The sequence below is a fragment of the Mycolicibacterium vulneris genome, from assembly GCF_002104765.1.
GTDB classification, from domain to species: domain Bacteria; phylum Actinomycetota; class Actinomycetes; order Mycobacteriales; family Mycobacteriaceae; genus Mycobacterium; species Mycobacterium vulneris.
Genome location: NZ_NCXM01000011.1, coordinates 15,707 through 35,237 on the forward strand (window position 1 = coordinate 15,707; position 19,531 = coordinate 35,237).

At 69.3% G+C, this 19,531-nt stretch carries 19 protein-coding genes and 1 pseudogene; 13 read left to right on the plus strand and 7 right to left on the minus strand.

Features of this window, described 5'->3' with window-relative positions; all coding sequences use genetic code 11:
- Positions 1–2 precede the first annotated feature (2 nt).
- From B8W69_RS12180 to B8W69_RS12195, 4 genes are all read right to left on the minus strand, one after another.
- Positions 3–848: a lysophospholipid acyltransferase family protein gene (locus B8W69_RS12180; protein ID WP_085290072.1), complete on the minus strand. Its 846-nt coding sequence runs from the start codon at positions 846–848 to the stop codon at positions 3–5.
- A complete protein-coding gene (locus B8W69_RS12185; protein WP_085290073.1) occupies positions 845–1,690 on the minus strand; it encodes a GNAT family N-acetyltransferase in 846 nt (281 codons plus the stop codon). Before B8W69_RS12185 ends, B8W69_RS12180 begins: the two co-directional genes overlap by 4 nt.
- A 167-nt stretch (positions 1,691–1,857) precedes the next feature.
- Complete coding sequence (locus B8W69_RS12190) at positions 1,858–2,814, minus strand: electron transfer flavoprotein subunit alpha/FixB family protein (RefSeq protein WP_085290074.1); 957 nt, start codon at positions 2,812–2,814, stop codon at positions 1,858–1,860.
- Positions 2,815–2,848: 34 nt separating this feature from the next.
- Positions 2,849–3,640 (minus strand): electron transfer flavoprotein subunit beta/FixA family protein, encoded by a 792-nt coding sequence (locus B8W69_RS12195; RefSeq protein ID WP_085290075.1) that lies wholly within the window; start codon positions 3,638–3,640, stop codon positions 2,849–2,851.
- Positions 3,641–3,867: 227 nt separating this feature from the next.
- Between B8W69_RS12195 and B8W69_RS12200 the strand changes: the two genes are divergently transcribed.
- From B8W69_RS12200 to B8W69_RS12215, 4 genes are read left to right on the plus strand one after another with little or no spacing between them, the layout of a single operon-like run.
- Positions 3,868–4,692 carry a class I SAM-dependent methyltransferase gene (locus tag B8W69_RS12200; protein ID WP_085290076.1) on the plus strand — a complete coding sequence of 275 codons (825 nt, stop codon included), beginning with the start codon at positions 3,868–3,870 and terminating at the stop codon, positions 4,690–4,692.
- The gene (locus B8W69_RS12205; protein WP_085290077.1) at positions 4,689–6,269 is read left to right on the plus strand and encodes a 1,4-alpha-glucan branching protein domain-containing protein; all 1,581 of its coding nucleotides are present in this window, start codon (positions 4,689–4,691) and stop codon (positions 6,267–6,269) included. Before B8W69_RS12200 ends, B8W69_RS12205 begins: the two co-directional genes overlap by 4 nt.
- Positions 6,270–6,282: 13 nt before the next feature.
- Positions 6,283–7,527 (plus strand): glycosyltransferase family 4 protein, encoded by a 1,245-nt coding sequence (locus B8W69_RS12210; RefSeq protein WP_085290208.1) that lies wholly within the window; start codon positions 6,283–6,285, stop codon positions 7,525–7,527.
- A gap of 21 nt (positions 7,528–7,548) precedes the next feature.
- Positions 7,549–8,904 (plus strand): TIGR01777 family oxidoreductase, encoded by a 1,356-nt coding sequence (locus B8W69_RS12215; protein ID WP_085290078.1) that lies wholly within the window; start codon positions 7,549–7,551, stop codon positions 8,902–8,904.
- A gap of 122 nt (positions 8,905–9,026) precedes the next feature.
- Here B8W69_RS12215 and B8W69_RS12220 read toward each other — a convergent pair whose 3' ends face one another.
- Together B8W69_RS12220 and B8W69_RS12225 are read right to left on the minus strand one after the other, a co-directional pair.
- Positions 9,027–9,710, minus strand: a complete 684-nt coding sequence (locus B8W69_RS12220) for a phosphodiesterase (protein ID WP_085290079.1) — start codon at positions 9,708–9,710, stop codon at positions 9,027–9,029.
- Positions 9,711–9,784: 74 nt separating this feature from the next.
- Positions 9,785–10,519, minus strand: coding sequence for an Rv1815 family serine proteinase (locus tag B8W69_RS12225; RefSeq protein ID WP_085290080.1), 735 nt, complete (start codon positions 10,517–10,519; stop codon positions 9,785–9,787).
- 416 nt (positions 10,520–10,935) lie between these two features.
- On the opposite strand from B8W69_RS12225, the pseudogene B8W69_RS31975 reads away from it, so the two are divergent.
- Positions 10,936–11,205: pseudogene (locus B8W69_RS31975) on the plus strand (STAS domain-containing protein); the annotation flags it as partial.
- A 24-nt stretch (positions 11,206–11,229) separates the two neighbouring features.
- On the opposite strand, the gene B8W69_RS12235 reads toward B8W69_RS31975, so the two are convergent.
- Positions 11,230–11,727, minus strand: coding sequence for a MarR family winged helix-turn-helix transcriptional regulator (locus B8W69_RS12235; protein WP_085290081.1), 498 nt, complete (start codon positions 11,725–11,727; stop codon positions 11,230–11,232).
- A 255-nt stretch (positions 11,728–11,982) separates the two neighbouring features.
- Here B8W69_RS12235 and B8W69_RS12240 point away from each other — a divergent pair, with 255 nt between their 5' ends.
- The 8 genes from B8W69_RS12240 to B8W69_RS12275 are packed head-to-tail and all read left to right on the plus strand — an operon-like array spanning position 11,983 to position 19,530.
- Positions 11,983–13,167, plus strand: coding sequence for a polyprenyl synthetase family protein (locus tag B8W69_RS12240; protein WP_085290209.1), 1,185 nt, complete (start codon positions 11,983–11,985; stop codon positions 13,165–13,167).
- Between the two features lie 28 nt (positions 13,168–13,195).
- Positions 13,196–14,716, plus strand: a complete 1,521-nt coding sequence (gene crtI, locus B8W69_RS12245; protein WP_085290210.1) for a phytoene desaturase family protein — start codon at positions 13,196–13,198, stop codon at positions 14,714–14,716.
- Positions 14,713–15,666, plus strand: a complete 954-nt coding sequence (locus tag B8W69_RS12250; RefSeq protein WP_085290082.1) for a phytoene/squalene synthase family protein — start codon at positions 14,713–14,715, stop codon at positions 15,664–15,666. Before crtI ends, B8W69_RS12250 begins: the two co-directional genes overlap by 4 nt.
- The gene (locus B8W69_RS12255; RefSeq protein WP_085290083.1) at positions 15,663–15,986 is read left to right on the plus strand and encodes a lycopene cyclase domain-containing protein; all 324 of its coding nucleotides are present in this window, start codon (positions 15,663–15,665) and stop codon (positions 15,984–15,986) included. The genes B8W69_RS12250 and B8W69_RS12255 overlap by 4 nt, the downstream gene beginning before the upstream one ends.
- Positions 15,983–16,294, plus strand: coding sequence for a lycopene cyclase domain-containing protein (locus B8W69_RS12260; protein WP_085290084.1), 312 nt, complete (start codon positions 15,983–15,985; stop codon positions 16,292–16,294). The genes B8W69_RS12255 and B8W69_RS12260 overlap by 4 nt, the downstream gene beginning before the upstream one ends.
- Positions 16,281–17,000, plus strand: a complete 720-nt coding sequence (locus B8W69_RS12265) for a class I SAM-dependent methyltransferase (RefSeq protein WP_085290085.1) — start codon at positions 16,281–16,283, stop codon at positions 16,998–17,000. The genes B8W69_RS12260 and B8W69_RS12265 overlap by 14 nt, the downstream gene beginning before the upstream one ends.
- Complete coding sequence (locus B8W69_RS12270) at positions 16,997–18,523, plus strand: hydroxysqualene dehydroxylase (protein ID WP_085290086.1); 1,527 nt, start codon at positions 16,997–16,999, stop codon at positions 18,521–18,523. The genes B8W69_RS12265 and B8W69_RS12270 overlap by 4 nt, the downstream gene beginning before the upstream one ends.
- Positions 18,520–19,530, plus strand: coding sequence for a DUF5914 domain-containing protein (locus B8W69_RS12275; protein ID WP_085290087.1), 1,011 nt, complete (start codon positions 18,520–18,522; stop codon positions 19,528–19,530). Before B8W69_RS12270 ends, B8W69_RS12275 begins: the two co-directional genes overlap by 4 nt.
- Position 19,531 lies beyond the last annotated feature (1 nt).

Below are 19,531 nucleotides of genomic sequence, written 5' to 3' on the forward strand. Positions count from 1 at the left end.
GCTCAGGCCACCAGCACGTGCCCGTGACCAGCGCGCCGGGCGGTTCCGGCACTCACCGCGGACTGGCACCGGCCGGCCAGGGCGCGCCGGTCGGTCCCGGGGAGCTGCAGAGACTCGACGTGCACCCTGGCCAGCGTGCGCGGCACGACGAGCAGCCGGCGGATCGAGCTCAGCAGGGTCTCGTCGCCGACGAAGGCCGGCACCGTCGAAGGGCTCCCGTCGACGTGGTGGTAGGTCAATCGCAGCGGCTGCACCGGCCGGGCGGCGTCGATCGCGGCCTGGAACATCGCCGGGTAGAAGGCGCCGCGGTCCCGGCCGCACCAGGTGGTGCCTTCCGGAAAGGCGACGACCGTCTGACCGGCGCGCAACCGGCGGGCGACGGCGTCCACCACGCCGGGCAGGCGCCGCAGACTGGACCGCTCGATCGGGATGATCTTCAGGATGCGGGCCACGATTCCGGTCACCGCGCCGGTGAACATGTCGGCACGCGCGACGAACGACCCGGGCAGCACCGAACCGATGGCGAAGACGTCGAGCCAAGACATGTGCGGGCTCACCACCAGCACCCCGCTCAGGTTGCGAATCGGGTTGCCCGTCACGGCGATTCGGACACCGAGGCAGCGCAGCACCAAGCGGCAGTAGATGCGCTGGACGCGGGTGCGGCCGGGCAGCGGCACCGCCAGCAGCGGCAGCCCCGGCGCGAGCAGCAGCGCCAGCATGAGGCGAAGCGTCACCCGCAGCGCCCTGCGCAGCGGTTGCGGCGCCACCACGTCGCCCGCACTCACACAACCGGCGTCGCACGAGGCGCGCGGTAGCCAGGAGTGCCCGGTGCCCGCGGGGGCGTTCATCGCTCGCCGCCCGCCATTTCCGACGCCGCGGAGACCGATCGGAGTCGCGTGAGATATCGGGTGTCGGCGTGCGCCTTGTCCAGCAGGACGCAGAAATCACCGACGCCGAAGTCCGGGTCGTGCGCGGGCTCGCCGCACACCTGTGCGCCCAGTCGCAGGTAACCGCGCAGCAGCGCCGGAACCGAGGGCCGCGCGGGCGGCGCGATGTCGTCGATCGCCGTCCCGTCCACCACCACCGGCCGGTGCGGGTGGACGCGGTATTCCGGCGGGGCCCCGTGCCGGCTCAGGATGAAGTCGCGGACGCCGCGCAGCTGGCTGCCCGGAACGTCGGATTCGCCGCCGATGGGCACCGACACGCACCCGGTCACGTAGTCGTAGCCGTAGCGGTCCAGGTAGGCCAGGATGCCCGCCCACATCAACAGGACGACGCCGCCGTTGCGATGCCCGTCGCGCACCACGGCGCGTCCCATCTCCACCAGCGAGGGCCGCAGCGGGTCGAGCGCGCGGATGTCGAATTCGGTGGCGGTGTAGAGCCCGCCGGCCGCGATGGCCCCCGCCGGCGCCAGCATGCGGTAGCAGCCGACCAGTTCACCGGTGTCGTCGTCGCGCACCAGCAGGTGGTCGCAGAACTCGTCGAACCTGTCGACGTCCCGTCCTTGCTGGTCGGCGGCCGGCAGTGCGAAGCCGGGCGTGCTGGTGAACACGTCGTACCGGAGCCGCTGCGCCGCCTCGATCATGGCGGGGTCGGTGGACAGCAACAGGGAGTAGCGGGGTGCGGCCGACGAGCTGGTGGCTGTATTGGTCGGCTTATCGCTGGGTATGAGGACTGAAGCAATGCTCATGAACCCCAACGTGGCGTAGTCGATGTGCTAGTCGGCATCGACGCTGTGACGTGTCGGTGCACGTGAGATGACGAATCGTCGCGAAAAAGTGGGCGGTCCGACCGGCCGCCACGACCGAACGCAAAAGCCCCCGGCACCGCGGCGCCGGGGGCTTGAGGCCGAGAGACTCAGCCCTTGCGCGTCTTGATCGCCTCGGTCAGCTGCGGAGCGACCTTGAACAGGTCGCCCACCACGCCGTAGTCGGCGATCTCGAAGATGGGCGCCTCTTCGTCCTTGTTGACCGCGATGATCGTCTTGGACGTCTGCATGCCCGCGCGGTGCTGGATGGCACCGGAGATGCCCAGCGCGATGTAGAGCTGCGGCGAGACCGTCTTACCGGTCTGGCCCACCTGGAACTGGCCCGGGTAGTAGCCGGAGTCGACGGCGGCGCGCGACGCACCGACGGCCGCACCCAGCGAGTCGGCCAGCTCCTCGACGACGCTGAAGTTCTCCGCGCTGCCCACGCCGCGACCACCGGAGACGACGATGGTGGCCTCTGTCAGTTCCGGACGGTCACCGGCGACCGCAGGCTCGCGGGCGGTGATCTTGGTGGCGTTCTCGGCGGGGGCCGGGACCTCGACCTTGACCTCTTCACCGGCGCCGGCCTGCGGCTCCGCGTCGACGGCGCCGGCGCGCAGCGTGATCACCGGGGTGTCGCCGTTGGCCTGCGCCTCGACGGTGAACGCACCACCGAAGATGGAGTGGATGGCCTTGGGGCCTTCCTTGACCTCGACCACGTCGACCAGCAGACCGGATCCGATCCGGGCCGCGAGCCGGCCGGCGATTTCCTTGCCGTCGGCGTTGGCGGCCAGCAGCACCGCCGCCGGGGCGTTGGACTCGGCCAGCGCGGCCAGGACGTCGACCACCGGGGTGATCAGGTACTTGTCGACATCGTCGGACTCGGCGACGTAGATCTTGGCGGCGCCGGCCTCCTTCAGCCCGTCGATCAGCGGGGCGGCCGTGCCCGGGGCGCCGACGACGACGGCGGACGGCTCGCCCAAAGCGCGGGCGGCGGTGATCAATTCGGCGGCGACCTTCTTCACCGCTCCTTCGGCGTGCTCAACGAGCACCAAAACTTCAGCCATGGGTTATCTCGCTCTTCTCGTCTTGGGAATCGGGTCAGATGATCTTCTGGGCAACCAGGTACTTGGCGACGTCGTTACCGCCCTCGCCCTCGTCGGTGACCTTCTCACCCGCGGTCTTCGGCGGCTTCGGCGTCGACGACAACACGGACGACCCGGCGTTGGCCAGGCCGACCTCGTCGCTCTCCACGCCGATCTCCGCCAGGGTCAGCACCGTGACCTCTTTCTTCTTGGCGGCCATGATGCCCTTGAAGGACGGGAAGCGCGGCTCGTTGATCTTCTCGGTGACGCTGACCACCGCGGGCAGGCTCGCCTCCAGGTTGAAGACGCCGTCGTCGGTCTCGCGCTCGCCGGTGACCTTGCCGTCTTCGATCGAGAGCTTGCGCAGGTGGGTGAGCTGCGGAAGGCCCAGGTACTCGGCGATGATGGCCGGCACCGCGCCGCCGGTCCCGTCGGTGGCCTCGTTGCCGGCGATGACCAGCTCGGTGCCCTCGATGGTGCCCAGCGCACGCGCCAGCGCCCAGCCGGTCTGGACCACATCGGAGCCGTGCAGGCCGTCGTCCTTGAGGTGGACGGCCTTGTCGGCGCCCATCGACAGGGCCTTGCGGATAGCCTCGGTGGCGCGCTCGGGGCCCGCGGTCAGCACCGTCACCGAGCCTTCGCCGCCCTCCCGCTCGCGGATCTGCAAGGCCTCTTCGACAGCGCGCTCGTTGATCTCGTCCAGCACCGCGTCGGCAGCCTCGCGGTCGAGCGTCCAGTCGCCGTCAGACAGCTTGCGCTCCGACCAGGTGTCTGGGACCTGCTTTATCAGGACCACGATGTTCGTCATGAGTGTGGTTCGTCCTCCTCGAAGGGGTCCGCAGCGATCGACTGCGAGACCTCGGTACGCGTTTTTCGCAACGCACAGCCGTGTTACTACCCGGTAACTTTGTGCGGTATGCCTTCACACCATAGCTGGTCGTAGTGCACGTTCTTGCAGCCCGTCCGCCGCATGAGGAGCGGGCCCCCGCTTCCCCGGTTCGCGAATCCGACACTTCGCGTTAGCCTGCCTATGCAATGAGCGCACTGGTCCCTGACGTCCCGCAGCACGCCCCCGGCGACACCGAGTCGGCGGGTGACGCGGTGATGATGTTGACGGGCGAGCGCACCATCCCGGGCCTGGACATCGAGAACTACTGGTTCCGCCGCCACGAGGTCGTCTACCAGCGGCTTGCCGAGCGCTGCGTGGATGCCGACGTGCTCGAGGCCGGCTGCGGCGAGGGCTACGGCGCGGACCTGATCGCCGGTGTCGCCCGGCGCGTCATCGCGGTGGATTACGACGAGGCCGCGGTGGCCCATGTCCGCAGCCGCTATCCGCGGGTCGACGTCATGCAGGCCAACCTCGCGCAGCTGCCGCTGCCCGATGCGTCGGTGGACGTTGTGGTCAACTTCCAGGTGATCGAACACCTGTGGGACCAAACACAGTTCGTCGTCGAGTGCGCCCGGGTGCTGCGTCCGTCGGGGCTTTTGCTGATGTCGACGCCCAATCGGATCACCTTCTCGCCGGGCCGCGACACCCCGATAAACCCCTTCCACACCCGGGAACTCAACGCCGCCGAGCTCACCCAGCTGCTCATCGACGGCGGTTTCACCGATGTTTCGGTCAGCGGCCTGTTCCACGGCCCGAGGCTTCGCGAAATGGATGCCCGGCACGGCGGCTCGATCATCGACGCGCAGATCGCGCGGGCGGTGGCCGACGCTCCGTGGACGCCCGAGCTGGCCGCCGACGTCGCCGCGGTCACCACCGGGGACTTCGACCTGGTCGAGGCCGGCGTGGGCGCGGGCACCGGCCGGCACATCGACGACAGCCTCGACCTGATCGCGATCGCGGTAGCGCCGTGAGCACGTCGCCGAACCGGGTTCCCGGCCTCTTCACCCTGGTTTTGCACACCCACCTGCCCTGGCTGGCCCACCACGGCCGCTGGCCGGTCGGCGAGGAATGGCTGTATCAATCCTGGGCGGCGGCGTACCTGCCGCTGATGCGCGTCCTGCACACGCTGGCCGGCGAGGACCGCCGCGGTGTGATCACGCTAGGCGTCACGCCGGTGGTCAACGCCCAACTCGACGACCCGTACTGCCTGGACGGCATGCATCACTGGCTGGCCAACTGGCGGCTGCGCGGCCTGGAGGCCACCAGCGTGCGGTCGGCGCCGCGGTCGAAGTCGGCCGGCTACCCGTCATGCACGCCGGAAGCGTTGCGCGCCTTGGGGATTCGTGAGTCCGCCGAGGCGCAGCGGGCGCTGGACGACTTCGCCACCCTGTGGCGGCACGGCGGCAGTCCGCTGCTGCGCAGCCTGCTGGACGCCGGCACGGTGGAACTGCTCGGCGGCCCGCTGGCCCACCCGTTCCAACCGCTGCTGGCGCCGCGGCTGCGCGAGTTCGCGCTGCGCGAGGGCCTGGCCGACGCCGCGCACCGCCTAGCGCACCGCCCGGGTGGTATCTGGGCGCCCGAATGCGCCTACGCGCCCGGCATGGAACACGACTATTCGGCCGCCGGCGTCACCCATTTCATGGTCGACGGCCCGTCGCTGCACGGCGACACCGCGCTGGGCCGGCCGGTCGGTGACACCGATGTGGTGGCGTTCGGGCGCGATCTGCAGGTCAGCTACCGGGTGTGGTCGCCGAAATCCGGCTATCCCGGGCACGCCGCGTATCGCGACTTCCACACTTATGACCACCTCACCGGGCTCAAGCCGGCCCGGGTGACGGGCCGCAACGTGTCCTCGGAGAAAAAGGCGCCCTACGACCCCGAGCGCGCCGATCACGCGGTCGACATGCACGTCGCCGACTTCGTCGACGTGGTCCGTAACCGCCTGCTCGCGGAGTCGGAGCGCATCGGGCGACCCGCCCACGTGGTCGCCGCCTTCGACACCGAGCTCTTCGGCCACTGGTGGTACGAGGGGCCGACGTGGCTGGAGCGGGTGCTGCGCGCCCTGCCCGAGGCCGGAGTGCGGGTGGGCACGCTGAACGACGCCCTCGCCGACGGCTTCGTCGGCAACCCGGTAGCCCTGCCGCCCAGCTCGTGGGGCTCGGGCAAGGACTGGCAGGTGTGGGCCGGCGACCAGGTCGCCGATCTGGTCGCGCTGAACAGCGAAGTCGTCGACATGGCGCTGAGCACCGTCGACAAGGCGCTGTCCCAGACCGCGTCGCTGGACGGGCCGATCCCCCGCGACCACGTCGCCGATCAGATCCTGCGCGAAACGCTGCTCACCGTGTCCAGCGACTGGCCGTTCATGGTGAGTAAGGATTCGGCCACCGACTACGCCCGCTACCGCGCCCACCTGCATGCGCACGCCACCCGCGAGATCGCCGACGCGCTGGCGTCTGGCCGGCGCGACACCGCGCAGCGGCTGGCGGACGGATGGAACCGCGCCGACGGACTGTTCGGCGCCCTCGATGCCCGCAGGTTGCCCCGATGAGGCGGGCCGCGGCGTGAAAATCCTGATGGTGTCGTGGGAATACCCGCCGGTGGTGATCGGCGGGCTCGGCCGGCACGTGCATCATCTGTCGACCGCGCTGGCCGCCGCCGGTCACGACGTCGTCGTGTTATCGCGCCGTCCCACCGGAACCGATCCCCGCAGCCACCCTTCGTCCGACCACATCAGCGAGGGCGTCCGGGTGATCGCGGCCGCCCAGGATCCGCACGAATTCACCTTCGGCACAGACATGATGGCGTGGACGCTCGCGATGGGCCACTCCATGATTCGCGCCGGGCTGCCCCTGACCGAGCCGGGCACCAACCGCGCGTGGCGGCCCGACGTTGTGCACGCCCATGACTGGCTGGTGGCCCACCCGGCGATCGCCCTCGCCCAATTCTACGATGCGCCAATGGTTTCCACGATCCACGCCACCGAAGCCGGCCGGCACTCCGGCTGGGTCAGCGGCGCGATCAGCCGCCAGGTACACGCGGTCGAATCCTGGCTGGTGCGCGAATCCGACTCGCTGATCACGTGTTCGGCGTCGATGGCCGACGAGATCACCGAACTGTTCGGTCCCGGCCTGGCCGAGATCACGGTGATCTGCAACGGCATCGAGACGGCGCGCTGGCCGTTCGCGGCGCGCCGGCCGCGCACCGGTCCGGCCGAACTGCTCTACCTGGGCCGGCTGGAATACGAGAAGGGTGTGCACGACATCATCGCCGCGCTGCCGCGGATCAGGCGCAGCCACCCCGGCACCACACTGACCATCGCCGGCGAGGGCACCCAGCAGAGCTGGCTCATCGAGCAGGCCCGTAAACACCGGGTGCTCAAGGCAATCCGGTTCGTCGGACACCTCGACCACGCCGAGCTGCTGGCCGTCCTGCATCGCGCCGACGCCGCGGTGCTGCCCAGCCACTACGAGCCGTTCGGGATCGTCGCGCTGGAGGCGGCCGCGGCCGGCACTCCCCTGGTGACGTCGGACATCGGCGGCCTGGGCGAGGCGGTGATCAACGGCCAGACCGGGGTGTCGTGCCCGCCGCGCGACGTGGTCCGGCTGGCCGCGGCGGTGCGCACCGTGCTCGACGACCCGCAGGCCGCGCAGCAGCGCGCCCACGCCGCCCGCGAGCGACTCACCTCCGATTTCGATTGGCACACTGTGGCGGACAAGACCGCGCAGGTGTACCTGTCGGCCAAGCGCGGCGTGCGGCAGCCGCAGGCCCGGCTGCCCATCGTCGAACACGCCTTGCCGGATCGGTAGCACCCTCCCTAACGTCGAGGGATGGGGCTGGACTATTCGAGCGTCGTGGACGCTCCCATCACCGACGTTTTCGATTGGCATGCCCGGCCGGGCGCGTTCGCCCGGCTCTCGCCGCCGTGGCAGCCGATGCGGCTGGTCACGGAGGCCGCCTCGCTGAAGGACGGGCGGGCCACGCTGGCGCTGCCCGGGGGCCTGCGCTGGGTCGCTGTCCATCAGCCCGACGGCTACGACCCGCCGCGGCGTTTCGTCGACGCCATCGGCGGCGACGGCCTGGCCACGCTGCCGACCCGAATTGCCGTGCGGTGGAAGCACACCCACGAATTCGAGGACCTCGGCGGCAACCGCACCAGGGTGCTCGACCGAGTCGACACCCCGGTGCCCGGGGCGCTGTTGCGGCCGATGTTCGACTACCGGCACCGGCAGCTGGCCGACGATCTGGCCGCACACCGGCTGGCCGCCGAGAACGGGCTGCGGCCCTTGACGATCGCGATCACCGGATCCTCGGGTCTGGTCGGTTCGGCCTTGACCGCCTTCCTGCGCGCCGGTGGCCATCGGGTGATCCAGCTGGTCCGGCACGCACCACGCGGTGACGACGAGCGAAGGTGGAACACAGCCGATCCCGACCCGCGGCTGTTCGACGGGGTCGACGCGGTGATCCATCTGGCGGGAGCATCGATCGCCGGCCGGTTCACCGATGAACACAGGCAGGCCATCCGGGACAGCAGAATCGGGCCCACTGCCCGGCTGGCCGAACTGCTGGGCCGCGGCGACCCCCGGCCGGCGGTGCTGATCTCGGCGTCGGCGATCGGCTACTACGGATACAACCGCGGCGACGACACCCTGACGGAGGACAGCGATCGCGGCGACGGATTCCTGGCCGACGTGGTGACCGACTGGGAGCAGTCGACCACGCCCGCCCAGCAGGCCGGGGTGCGCGTGGTGCAGGTGCGCACCGGCATCGTGCAATCGCCGGCCGGCGGCACGCTGAAGCTGATGCGCCCGCTGTTCAGCGCCGGCCTCGGCGGTCGGCTCGGCGACGGGCGACAATGGCTGTCCTGGATCGGGATCGACGATCTGGTGGACATCTATCACCGCGCACTGTGGGACGCCACACTCTCCGGACCGGTGAATGCCGTTGCACCGCAACCGGTTCGCAACAGCGAGTACACCGCCGCCCTGGCGCGGGTGTTGCACCGGCCGGCCGTGCTGCCGGTGCCGGCGCTGGGCCCGCGGCTACTGCTGGGCGACCAGGGCGCCCGCGAACTGGCGTGCGCGAGCCAGCGCGTGGCCCCCGCCGCGCTCGCCGCCGCCGGACACCGGTTCCGTCAGCCGGACCTCGACGCGGCGCTGCGCCACCTGTTGGGGCGCACCGGCTGACGGATGTCAGGGCACCCGCCGAACGGTGAGCGGCCCGACGGTGACATCCCGGGTGACCGCCTCGACGAACGACCGGTGATGACGATCCGTTTGGGCACCGGCTACCTCCTTAGAACGAGCGGCTACTCTTCGGCATCTCGGCCGTCGCGGCTGTGCTGATAGGCCCGGGCGCGCAGATCGGCCAGCCACCGTGGATGCAAGCTCAGACCGGGCGCCGTGTTGAGCACCGGGTCGAACGACACGTCGTGGTCGCGTCCGGGATCCAGGGCGGTGGTCAGCGTGATGCGGGCCAGGGGCATGAAATCGCCGCTGCCGCAGGCTTGGTCGAGTGTCACCTCGATGTTGCTGCCCTCGAGCTTTGACCGGACAGTGTCCAGGGACAACCCCGGGCCGCCGGTCTCGCTCGAGGTCCGGGCCCGCAGCCACCAATTGTTTCCCTGATAGTGCAACGGCATCAGCGTGGTCAGGGTCTGGCCGTTCCACGATGTGGCCGGCCGTAGCGCCAGCGCACGGGACAGCACCCCCGACCCGGACGAGACAAGCAGGATGTCCCACGGCTTGTCCGCGGACTGGGGTGTGGGCAGCCGGAAGGCCAACCCGATGAAGTCGGGCAGCGCCCCTGGCGTACCGGTGGCCTTCGACACGCGCGCAAGAATTTCCGAGGATGCGATCGGCAAGCCCTGCCCGGCGGGGGCAACGCGTTCGATGTGGCCCTCCGCCAGCACCCCGGTCGGATGGAAGAACCGTTTGCCCCGGATCGCGGAGCCCCACCGAAAGGGCAATGCCACAAGTTCGAAAACGTTCACCGGCGGCGGATTCCCATTCTGGGCCGGGCAAAACCAGGGCGCGCGACATCGTCGCGGTGCCGCGCTGCGTGAAATTACCGCGACGCAGAACCGCTTGTGCGCCAGCCGATCACTCGCAGAGCGGGCGGAGGTTGCTGCGGGCTGTAGGTGTGGCTGTCGATGTAGACCTGTGCCATGACGGCCTGCCACGACTCGATCTGGGGTGCGGATCGCCACGTGCCCTCGACCAGTCCGACGATCACGGCATTGTTGTCGTCGGCCAGCGCGTACACCGGACCGCCGAAGTCCCGGCTGTCGGGGGCCATGTCGGTGATGGCGAAGCGGCCGTTGCCTACCGAGCTGACCGTGCCGCATCGTTGGCCGGTTGCGCTGCGCAGCTGGCACACGGGCATCCCGGTCTGGGCGCGCGTTGCGGGCGCGGAGCTCAGATGGCGCCCCGTCGGCAGCACATCGGTGGGCGCCACCTCTGGCGCGATCGCAATGACCTCGTATTCCACCGGCAGCATCGAGGTGTCCGCGGTGGAGTCCGCGTCGACCTGGCGGCGGCCCAGGACCACGTTGCCGATCGGTTTGCGGTCACGGTCGGTCACCACCGACTGGCCGCCATCGCATTGGCCGCTGGTCAGCGCGACGCGCAGCCGCGGCTCGACCAGGCCCACCATGCAGACGGTATTGCCTTGGCGGATTTCCATTCCGGGAAACACCGTGGCGCCCGGGTCGGCGACGGCCTGGCCCGGTGCGGTAAAGAGCATCGTCGTGACTGCGCATGCGATCGCCAGCCGGCACCACCGGCGTCCGAGCTCTTCCATTGGGACGCATCACCCCTCACGTCCATCAGGGGTTCACCGCGTTGTGTTGTTGAACACGCTATACCCGTGTCCGATGGGGCGAAACAACCCTCGGACCGGCCGGCGAGCGAACAGGCGTTGCTTGCTAAAAGGCCGGGAAACGAAGACCTCGCGGGTCTACACACGTCGAACTGCGCCGGAAGTCGCTGGTCGCGCTCGCGCCGCGTTCTCGGCGACCTGGGGCGTTTCGGCATTTCTGTATCTGGACCCCACCTCGGCGGTAGGCTGCCGACAGGTTGAGTTCACAGCTGCGTCTTTGACGGGAGCGGGTGTGCAGAACACCGTTCACTCCCTTCTCACCACCATCCGATAGGCGCTCTCATGGCCGCTATTCGCTCCGCAAATTCCGCGGACCCACATGGCCCCACCCGATGCCGCTACATGGGCTCAGCGTGGAGGGATTCCGCGCGCTGCTGTCCCTCAACGACGATCTCCGCACGGCGCGCGTGTGCTGCAGCGTAGTCGGCGGCGCTGCGGTTCGCCCCCTGTTGCGGATCGTGAATCACAACGGCCTGTCGATTGCCGGTTCGGTGCCCGAGGCGTTCCAGAACCTGGAGGACATTCTGCGAGCGCGACGACAGTTCCTCTCCAATTTGGCCCGGCCACGACCGGCTCAGGCCCGAACCACGCACAGCGCTGCGTCGTGACATTCGGCTAACCCTGTGCGGTGGTCAGGATTTCGGCACTTCGCCCAATTCGTCCTGAAAGCACCGCAGCGCGTCGATCAGCGCGGCGAAGACCCGGTGCGCGGCTGTCAGGTCCGCATCGGGTAGGTCGGCGAGTGCGACGCGGGTATGCGCATTCAGGGGACTGAAGAACGACCGTGCGGTGGCCAGACCGAATTCATCGTTGCGCAACACGACTTTTCGGCGGTCGGCCGGGTGGCTGTCGCGGCGGATTTGGCCGGCGTCGATCAACCGGTCCACCAGGTAGGTGATCGCCGAACCCGACAGCCCCATCCGCTGGCTGAGGTCGCTCGACGTCATGGGGCGGCCGCCGATTTCAGCCACCATGATGTAGAGGAGAGCACGAAAATCGTTGGGCCGCAAGCTATGTATCAGCGCGAACAATCGGCCGATCTGATCGGACTCGGTTGACAGCTCCCGCAGATCGGCCGAGATCAGCGACTCCAGCTCATCGCGGCCGCAGCGCTGCGCATCGGCGTCCATAACGCTGCGAGCATATCGCCGATCGGGGTGACATTTCAGTTTCTTAATGTTTCAGGACGGTGGCGGCAGGCGCCGCGCCGGCACCGGAGAGCTACCACGAACGTAGGGCCCGCCTCAGCTGGCGCCCACCGGTGAAGTTCATTAAGTTAATGTTTAAGTTATTGAACAAGGTGGTATGTCGTAGCGGTCAACGCAAGGGTGCGTCTGACGGTCAGCGCTGTGGTTTTGCCCGCCTCATCAGCGGGTATGACGCGGGTGTTTGGGCCGGAAGGGGCTGGGCATGCCAAGCCGTCCGGGAGGGAGCGGTTGGGCACTATGGGAGCTTTGTCGTTTTCACCGGCCACGGCGTCGCCGCCGCTGGGGATCGGTTGGCTAAGCGCTGACGATTTCGAAGCATGGCGATCGAACGTACGGCGCATGGTGCTGGGGGATGTCGCCGATTTCATCGTCGCGCGACGTGTCGGCGAACTGGACGACGCGCACATCGATGCCGCCGGCGACATCCTGGTGCAGTTCGTCTCCGGCGGCAAATGCCTGCGGTCGACGTTCGTGTACCTGGGCTGGCTGTGCGGCGCGCCGCCCGACGACGCGGCCCTGCGGGCCGCGGCGAGTTTCGAGTTGGTGCACGCCTTCGCATTGCTGCAGGACGACGTCATGGACGGTTCCGACCAGCGGCGCGGCCGCCCGTCGGCGCATCGGCAATTCGGCCAATGGCATCGCGAGCGCGGATTGTGTGGCTCGTCGCGGCGATTCGGTGAATCCGCCGCCATTCTGCTGGGCGACCTCTGCCTCATCTGGGCCGAACAGATGCTGCGCGACAGCGGCGTCGAACCCCGGCGTCTGCAACGCGCCTGGCCACGCTATGACGCCATGCGCACCGAGCTTGCCGTCGGGCAATTCGCCGACCTGACCAACGATGCGCGCCAGATGCCCGGGCTGGAAGCCGTGCTCGACGTGGCGCGGCGCAAATCGGGGAACTACACGGTGCGCCGACCGCTGGAAATCGGCGCGGTCATGGGCGAGTGCGACGATCGGACGCTGTCCCAACTAGGCCGCTATGGCGCCGCCGTCGGTGAGGCATTCCAGCTTCGCGACGACGTACTCGGCGTTTTCGGCTCGCCGGCGGTGACGGGCAAGCCCAGCGCCGGCGATCTGCTGGAGCGCAAGGCGACCAGCGTCGTGGTGGCCGCCCACCAGCTGGCCGATGCGCCGACCCGGCGTGAACTCATCGAGCTCGCGGATCGTGAAACCCTCGACGACAACGCGATCGACCGGTGGAAAGTGCTGATCGTCGAGACGGGAGCGGTGCAGCTGATCGAGGAGATGATCGGCGACCGCGTCGCTTCCGCGCGCGACCACCTCAGCGACCTGCCGATCGACGAGCCCGTTCGCACCGCGCTGACCGAAATGGCGGCCGTTTGCACGGATCGCGCCGAATGAGTAGCACCGACCGGGGAGCCTGGTGATCATGCGGACCATCGAAGGGCGCGGAGATCACGTGGTGGTGGTCGGCGCCGGGCTGGCCGGACTTTCCGCGGCGCTGCACCTGGCCGGACGCGGGCGCGCGGTGACGGTGGTGGAGCGCGAGCCGTGGCCGGGCGGGCGGGCCGGTCGTCTCGACATCGACGGCTACCGGATCGACACCGGGCCGACGGTGCTCACCATGCCGGACATCATCAACGAGACGTTCGCAGCCGTGGGCGAGCGACTGCGCGACCGCATGGAGCTGTTGACGATCGACCCGGCCTACCGCGCCGTGTTCGCAGACGGCAGTGCGCTGGACGTGCACAGTGACGAGGACCGGATGGCCGACGCCGTCGCAGAGTTCGCTGGCTTCGGGCAGGCAGCGGGCTACCGGCGGCTCCGGAAGTGGTTGACGCGGTTGTACCGCACCGAATTCGACGGCTTCATCGCCGCGAACTTCGATTCCCCGCTGTCGCTGCTCACCCCGCAGTTAGCACAGCTGACCGCGATCGGCGGTTTCCGCAAGTGGGACCGGATGGTCAGGCGGTACATCAGCGACCCACGGCTGCGGCGGATCTTCACCTTCCAGTCGCTGTATGCCGGCGTGGCGCCGCGCGACGCGCTGGCGGTGTACGCGGTGATCGCCTACATGGACACCATCTCGGGTGTGGTGTTTCCGCGCGGAGGCGTGCGCGCGCTACCCGACGCACTAGCCGCGGCCGCCGCCGGCGCCGGCGTCCGATTCTGTTACGGCTCAACAGTTACCGCGCTCGAACGCGCCGGCAGCCGGGTCAGCGCGGTGGTGACCGAGCAGGCCGGGCGCATCGCCTGCGACGCGGTGGTGCTGACCACCGAGCTGCCGCAGACCTACGCCCTGCTGGGCCGCACACCACGTCGTGCCGTGCGGCTGCGGCCCTCACCCTCGGCCGTCGTCGCGCACTTGGGTTGTCCCGCCGTCGCATCCGGGACGGCCCACCACACCATCCTGTTCGGCGAGGCTTGGGACCAGACCTTCACCGACATCGTCGACGACGGACAGCTCATGCGGGACCCGTCTCTGTTGGTCACCCGGCCGACCGCCAGTGACGCGACCCTGGCTCCCGAGGGGCGCGACCTTCTCTACGTGCTCGCGCCGGCGCCGAACCTGGAGCGCGGCACCATCGATTGGGCCGGTACCGGGGGCGCCTACGTCGAGGACATGATCTCGCACGTCGCCGAGAGGTTGCTGCCCGGTTTGCCGCACGAGGCAACGGTTTTGGATGTCGTCACACCGGCTGACTGGGCGCGGCAGGGCATGGCGGCGGGCAGTCCGTTCGCTCTCGCCCATACGTTCGGTCAGACGGGCCCGTTCCGGCCGGGCAACATGGTGCGCGGCATCGACAACGCGGTGCTCGCCGGGTCCTCCACCGTCCCCGGCGTCGGCGTGCCCACCACGCTGATCTCCGGGCGGCTCGCCGCCGACCGCATCACCGGCATCGCCACGCGATCTTCCGCGCACATCGACATGAAAGCGGGGCTGCCGTGATGCGCGGCGAGCTGACCGCGGCCGGAATCGACGACCCGCGGCTGCGCGACGGATACCGGCAATGCCGCGAACTCAATGCCGCGCATGGCCGCACCTTCTTCCTGGCCACCCGGCTGCTCGCGCCCGACCAGCGGCCGCCCGTGCACGCGCTGTACGGCTTCGCTCGCTACGCCGACGACATCCTCGACGACCTAGACCCGCAGGTCGGCGCCGACGCCCGCGGCCGGCGGCTGCAGCAGCTCTCGGAGCGCTTCTTCTCCGACGGGGCCCACCTGGAGGATCCGCTGGTCGCCGCGGTCACCGACACCGTGCGGCGCTACCGGATCAGCGCGGATCTGTTCGAGGATTTCCTGGCTTCGATGCGGATGGACCTCACCGTCACCGACTATCCCGACCGAAACGCCCTCAACCGCTACATGCGGGGTTCCGCGGAAGCCATTGGGCTGCAAGTACTTCCGATATTGGGCACGGTGACGCCGATGCAGGAGGCCGCCCCGTACGCCGCGGCACTGGGCAGGGCGTTTCAGCTGACCAATTTCCTGCGTGATGTCGACGAGGACCTGCAGCGCGGCCGGGTCTATCTGCCTGCCGACGAACTGGCCGCCGAGGGCGTCGACCGAGAGATGTTGCTGTGGTGCCACGCGCACCGCCGCACCGATCCGCGGGTGCGCCGGGCACTGATCGCCCAGCACGAAATCGCCCGGCAGACCTACCGATTCGCCTCCACAGGGATCGCCACGCTGGCCGCCCGATCGCGACCGTGCGTGGCAACCGCGGCTGCACTGTATTCAGAGATCTTGGACTGCATCGAAAGAAGCGACTTCGCGGTGTTCGATCACCGTGCCACCGTCGGCACGGCGCGACGGCTTCGGGTCGCCGGCGCGGGGCTGATACGGTCATGGCGGGCGCGGAACAGCGCGCGGGGCGTTCGTCAATCGGGGGCCGCATGAGCGATCGGTGGCAATACCTGGCGGTGCTCGCCGCATGCCTGGTGATCACCGCACCGCTGGAAATCTTCGGCCCCGGCGTCTACCGGCAGTGGCGGCGGGTCGTCAAGGCGGTCGTGCCGGTGGCCGCGGTCTTTTTGGTCTGGGATGAGATCGCGGTGGCCGCGCACGTGTGGACCTACGACCGCAACTATCTGTGTGGCCTGAGCATCCCGTTCCGTGTGCCGGTCGAAGAGGTGCTGTTCTTCCTCGTCATCCCGGTGTGCGCGTTGCTGACCTACAACGCCGTGACCACCATCCTGGAGAAGGTGCATCGCCGATGACGGGCATCGGCTACACCCTGCCGGCCGTGCTGGCGGTATTGCTGGTCGTCACACTGGAATTGGCGGTGCTGCGGATCGGGCTCTTCCGGCGGCCGGCGTACTGGCTGTCGATGCTGATCGTGCTCGGGTTCCAGATCCCGGTGGACGGCTGGCTGACCAAACTCAGCTCCCCCATCGTCAGCTATGACGATCAACAGCTGAGTGGCGTGCGTTTCCCGTTCGACATCCCGGTCGAAGATTTTCTGTTCGGCTTCGCGTTGGTCACCGCGGTGCTGCTGCTGTGGGAGCGGCAACGTGCGCGTCGATGATGCGGGGCCCGGCCGGTTGGCGGCCGCGTTCGACGCGGGCGCGCCGGCCTACGATCGCCTGGTCGGCGCCAGCCCCGGCTACCACACACAGCTCTCCCTGTCGGCCCGGCGGATGCGGATTCCGAACCACGGCAAGGGGTTACGGTTGCTCGACGCCGGATGCGGCACAGGCGCGTCGACGGCCGCGCTGCTCGCCGTCGCGCCCGAGGCCGACATCGTCGCCGTCGACGCGTCGCGGGGCATGCTCGACGCGGCGCGCGCCAAGGACTGGCCCGCCTCGGTGCACTTCGTCCACACCCCGGTCGAACAGCTCGCCGAGCACGGGATCACCGGACCGTTCGACGGCATCCTGGCCGCCTACCTGATCCGCAACATCGCCGACCGTGACGCGCAGCTGCGCAGGTTCCGCGAGTTGTTGTGCCCGGGCGGCACGCTGGCGGTGCACGAATATTCGGTGCGCGACTCCCCCGCGGCCACCCGCATCTGGCACGCCGTGTGCTGGGGCATCATCATCCCCTTCGGGTGGTGGCGTACCCGCGACACCGGGCTGTACCGCTACCTGTGGCGCAGCGTGCTCGCATTCGACGGCGCCGCACGCTTTCGGGCTCGGCTCGCCGACGCCGGCTTCACCGCGGTGCACAGCGAGACAATGCCCGGCTGGGAAGCCAACATCGTGCACACCTTCCTGGCGGATGCGCCGCGATGAGCGCCGACCGGCGTCGCCGAACATTCGCCGCACCAACGGGATTGCCGGACGCGGACGCGCTGGAGTCGTGCCCGCGAGTGGCCGTCGTCGGCGGCGGGATCGCCGGGCTGAGCGCCGCCACCGGGCTCGCCGAGCGCGGCGTCGCCGTCCAGGTCATCGAAAGCGAGCACTACCTCGGCGGCCGGGTGGGCGGGTGGACCGAGCGGGACGGCGGTGTCGAGCTCGCGATGAACCGCGGCTTCCACGCCTTCTTCCGGCAGTACTACAACCTGCGCGCCCTGCTGGGCAGGATCGACCCGCAATTGCGGATGCTCACTCCCGTCGAGGATTACCCGCTGATCGACGGGGCGGGCCGGCGCGACAGCTTCCGCGGCCTGCCGCGCACCCCACCGTGGAACGCCGTTGTCTTCGCGGCGCGCAGTCCCACGTTCCGGCTTCGTGACTTCACCCGCATCGACGCCCGCGCGGCCGCACCACTGGCTGCCGTATCGGTGCCCGGCACCTACCAGCTCCTGGATCACACCGACGCCGCGACGTTCCTCGAGGACATCCGATTCCCGGCGGCGGCAAGGCATCTCGCATTCGAGGTGTTCTCCCGCAGCTTCTTCGCCGACCCCGCCAACCTCTCCGCGGCCGAGTTGGCGACGATGTTTCACATCTACTTCCTGGGGTCCTCCGAAGGCCTGATCTTCGACGTGCCGTCGGCGAACTACGACAGCGCCCTGTGGCAGCCGTTGCGCGGCTACCTCGAAGGGCGGGGCGTACGATTCCGGCTCGCCACCAAGGTCCTGCGCATCGACGCGGAGCGGGCGAAGACCTTCCGGGTGCACACCGATTCCGACGACCACTGTGACGTCGACGCCGTCGTATTGGCCACCGACATCGCGGGTTTGCAGCGGATCGTCGCGGCGTCCAGCGACCTGGGCACCGACGACTGGCGCGCCCAGATAGCGCGGCTGCGCACCGCGCCGCCGTTCGCCGTGCACCGCTTGTGGCTCGACCGCCCGGTCGCGGCGCATCGGCCGGCGTTCCTGGGCACGGCCGGCCACGAACCGCTCGACAACATCAGCGTGCTGGAGCGCTACGAATGCGAGGCGCGCAACTGGGCCACCGCGCACCGCGGTTCGGTCGTCGAATTGCACTCGTACGCATTGGATTCAGCGCCGTCGCGCGACGCCGCGCTACGACAGCTGCACAAGGTGTATCCCGAAACCGCCGCGGCACAGATCGTCCACGAGAAGCAGCTGCATCGCAATGACTGCCCGCTGTTCTCGCCCGGCTCCTATCCCCAACGCCCTCCGATCACCACGCCCACACCGGGATTGCTGTTAGCCGGCGACGCCATCCGCATCGACCTGCCGGTGGCACTCATGGAGCGGGCCGCCACCACCGGCTGGTGCGCCGCCAACCAACTCCTGCAACGATGGGGACTAGCCGGACACCCGTTGGCCACGGTACCCACCCAAGGCCGGTCACCACTACTGCGATGGCTTGCCGCCCGCGAAAGAGCCCCCCGATCATGAGGATTCGCGAACAGCTTCAGCAACGTCTGTCCGCGGCCCGGGCCAAAGGCTGGCCGCTGCAGGTGATCCCGCGCGCGTCATGGGCCGATCAGCGCCCGACGTATCGCGACGCACAGCCCGCCATCATCGAGGGCGCGCTGCGACGCTCACAGCGCAAACCCACCGGCAACTGGTACGCGTTCGCGGCCAGCGATCGGGTGCCCGGCGGGCGGCCCGTCGGCACGCGGGTCGCCGGCGTCGACGTCGTCGCCTGGCGTGACGAACGGGGCCGGCTGTGCGTGGGGCCGCGCAGCTGTCCCCACTTGGGCGCCGACCTCGCGACCGGCACCGTGCACCGGGGCACGCTGATTTGCCGCTGGCACGGGCTGACGCTCGACGGACACGCCCGCGAGTTCGGCTGGAGCCCGCTGCCCAGTCACGACGACGGGGTGCTCGCGTGGGTGCGGCTCGACGCGGTGGGCGAGGAAGAACCACTGGACCGGCCGGTGCTTCCGCAACGCCCGACCGGAGGTACCCTGAGCGCGGTCGCCCGCCTGGAGGGTGTGTGCGAGCCGAGTGACATCGTCGCCAACCGGCTCGATCCCTGGCACGGCGCGTGGTTTCACCCCTACTCGTTCACCCGGCTCGACGTACTCACGACGCCAACCGAACAGGTCGACCGATTCCTGGTGGCGGTGACGTTCCGGATGGGACGCCTGGGAGTGCCCGTCGTCGCGGAATTCAGCTGCCCAGAGGCACGGACCATCGTCATGCGCATCGTGGACGGAGAGGGAACCGGCAGCGTCGTCGAAACCCACGCGACGCCAATGGGTTCGGGCCCCGACGGCCGGCCCCGCACCGCGGTACTGGAAGCCACCATCGCGCATTCGGACCGGCCCGGCTTCGCGCACGCCTCCCGGGTGGCGCCGCTGATCACACCCTTAATGCGCTACGCGGCCACCAAGCTCTGGCGCGACGACCTCGCCTACGCCGAACGCCGGTACCAGGTCCGCGCCGGACTCGGGTAGC

Coding starts and splice junctions, on each gene's coding strand:
- crtI (WP_085290210.1), top strand. CDS start 13,196: ATGCGGACCATCGAAGGGCGCGGAGATCACGTGGTGGTGGTCGGCGCC.
- B8W69_RS12195 (WP_085290075.1), bottom strand. CDS start 3,640: ATGACGAACATCGTGGTCCTGATAAAGCAGGTCCCAGACACCTGGTCG.
- B8W69_RS12225 (WP_085290080.1), bottom strand. CDS start 10,519: ATGGAAGAGCTCGGACGCCGGTGGTGCCGGCTGGCGATCGCATGCGCA.
- B8W69_RS12270 (WP_085290086.1), top strand. CDS start 16,997: ATGAGCGCCGACCGGCGTCGCCGAACATTCGCCGCACCAACGGGATTG.
- B8W69_RS12185 (WP_085290073.1), bottom strand. CDS start 1,690: ATGAGCATTGCTTCAGTCCTCATACCCAGCGATAAGCCGACCAATACA.
- B8W69_RS12180 (WP_085290072.1), bottom strand. CDS start 848: ATGAACGCCCCCGCGGGCACCGGGCACTCCTGGCTACCGCGCGCCTCG.
- B8W69_RS12235 (WP_085290081.1), bottom strand. CDS start 11,727: ATGGACGCCGATGCGCAGCGCTGCGGCCGCGATGAGCTGGAGTCGCTG.
- B8W69_RS12275 (WP_085290087.1), top strand. CDS start 18,520: ATGAGGATTCGCGAACAGCTTCAGCAACGTCTGTCCGCGGCCCGGGCC.
- B8W69_RS12200 (WP_085290076.1), top strand. CDS start 3,868: ATGAGCGCACTGGTCCCTGACGTCCCGCAGCACGCCCCCGGCGACACC.
- B8W69_RS12190 (WP_085290074.1), bottom strand. CDS start 2,814: ATGGCTGAAGTTTTGGTGCTCGTTGAGCACGCCGAAGGAGCGGTGAAG.
- B8W69_RS12260 (WP_085290084.1), top strand. CDS start 15,983: ATGACGGGCATCGGCTACACCCTGCCGGCCGTGCTGGCGGTATTGCTG.
- B8W69_RS12215 (WP_085290078.1), top strand. CDS start 7,549: ATGGGGCTGGACTATTCGAGCGTCGTGGACGCTCCCATCACCGACGTT.
- B8W69_RS12255 (WP_085290083.1), top strand. CDS start 15,663: ATGAGCGATCGGTGGCAATACCTGGCGGTGCTCGCCGCATGCCTGGTG.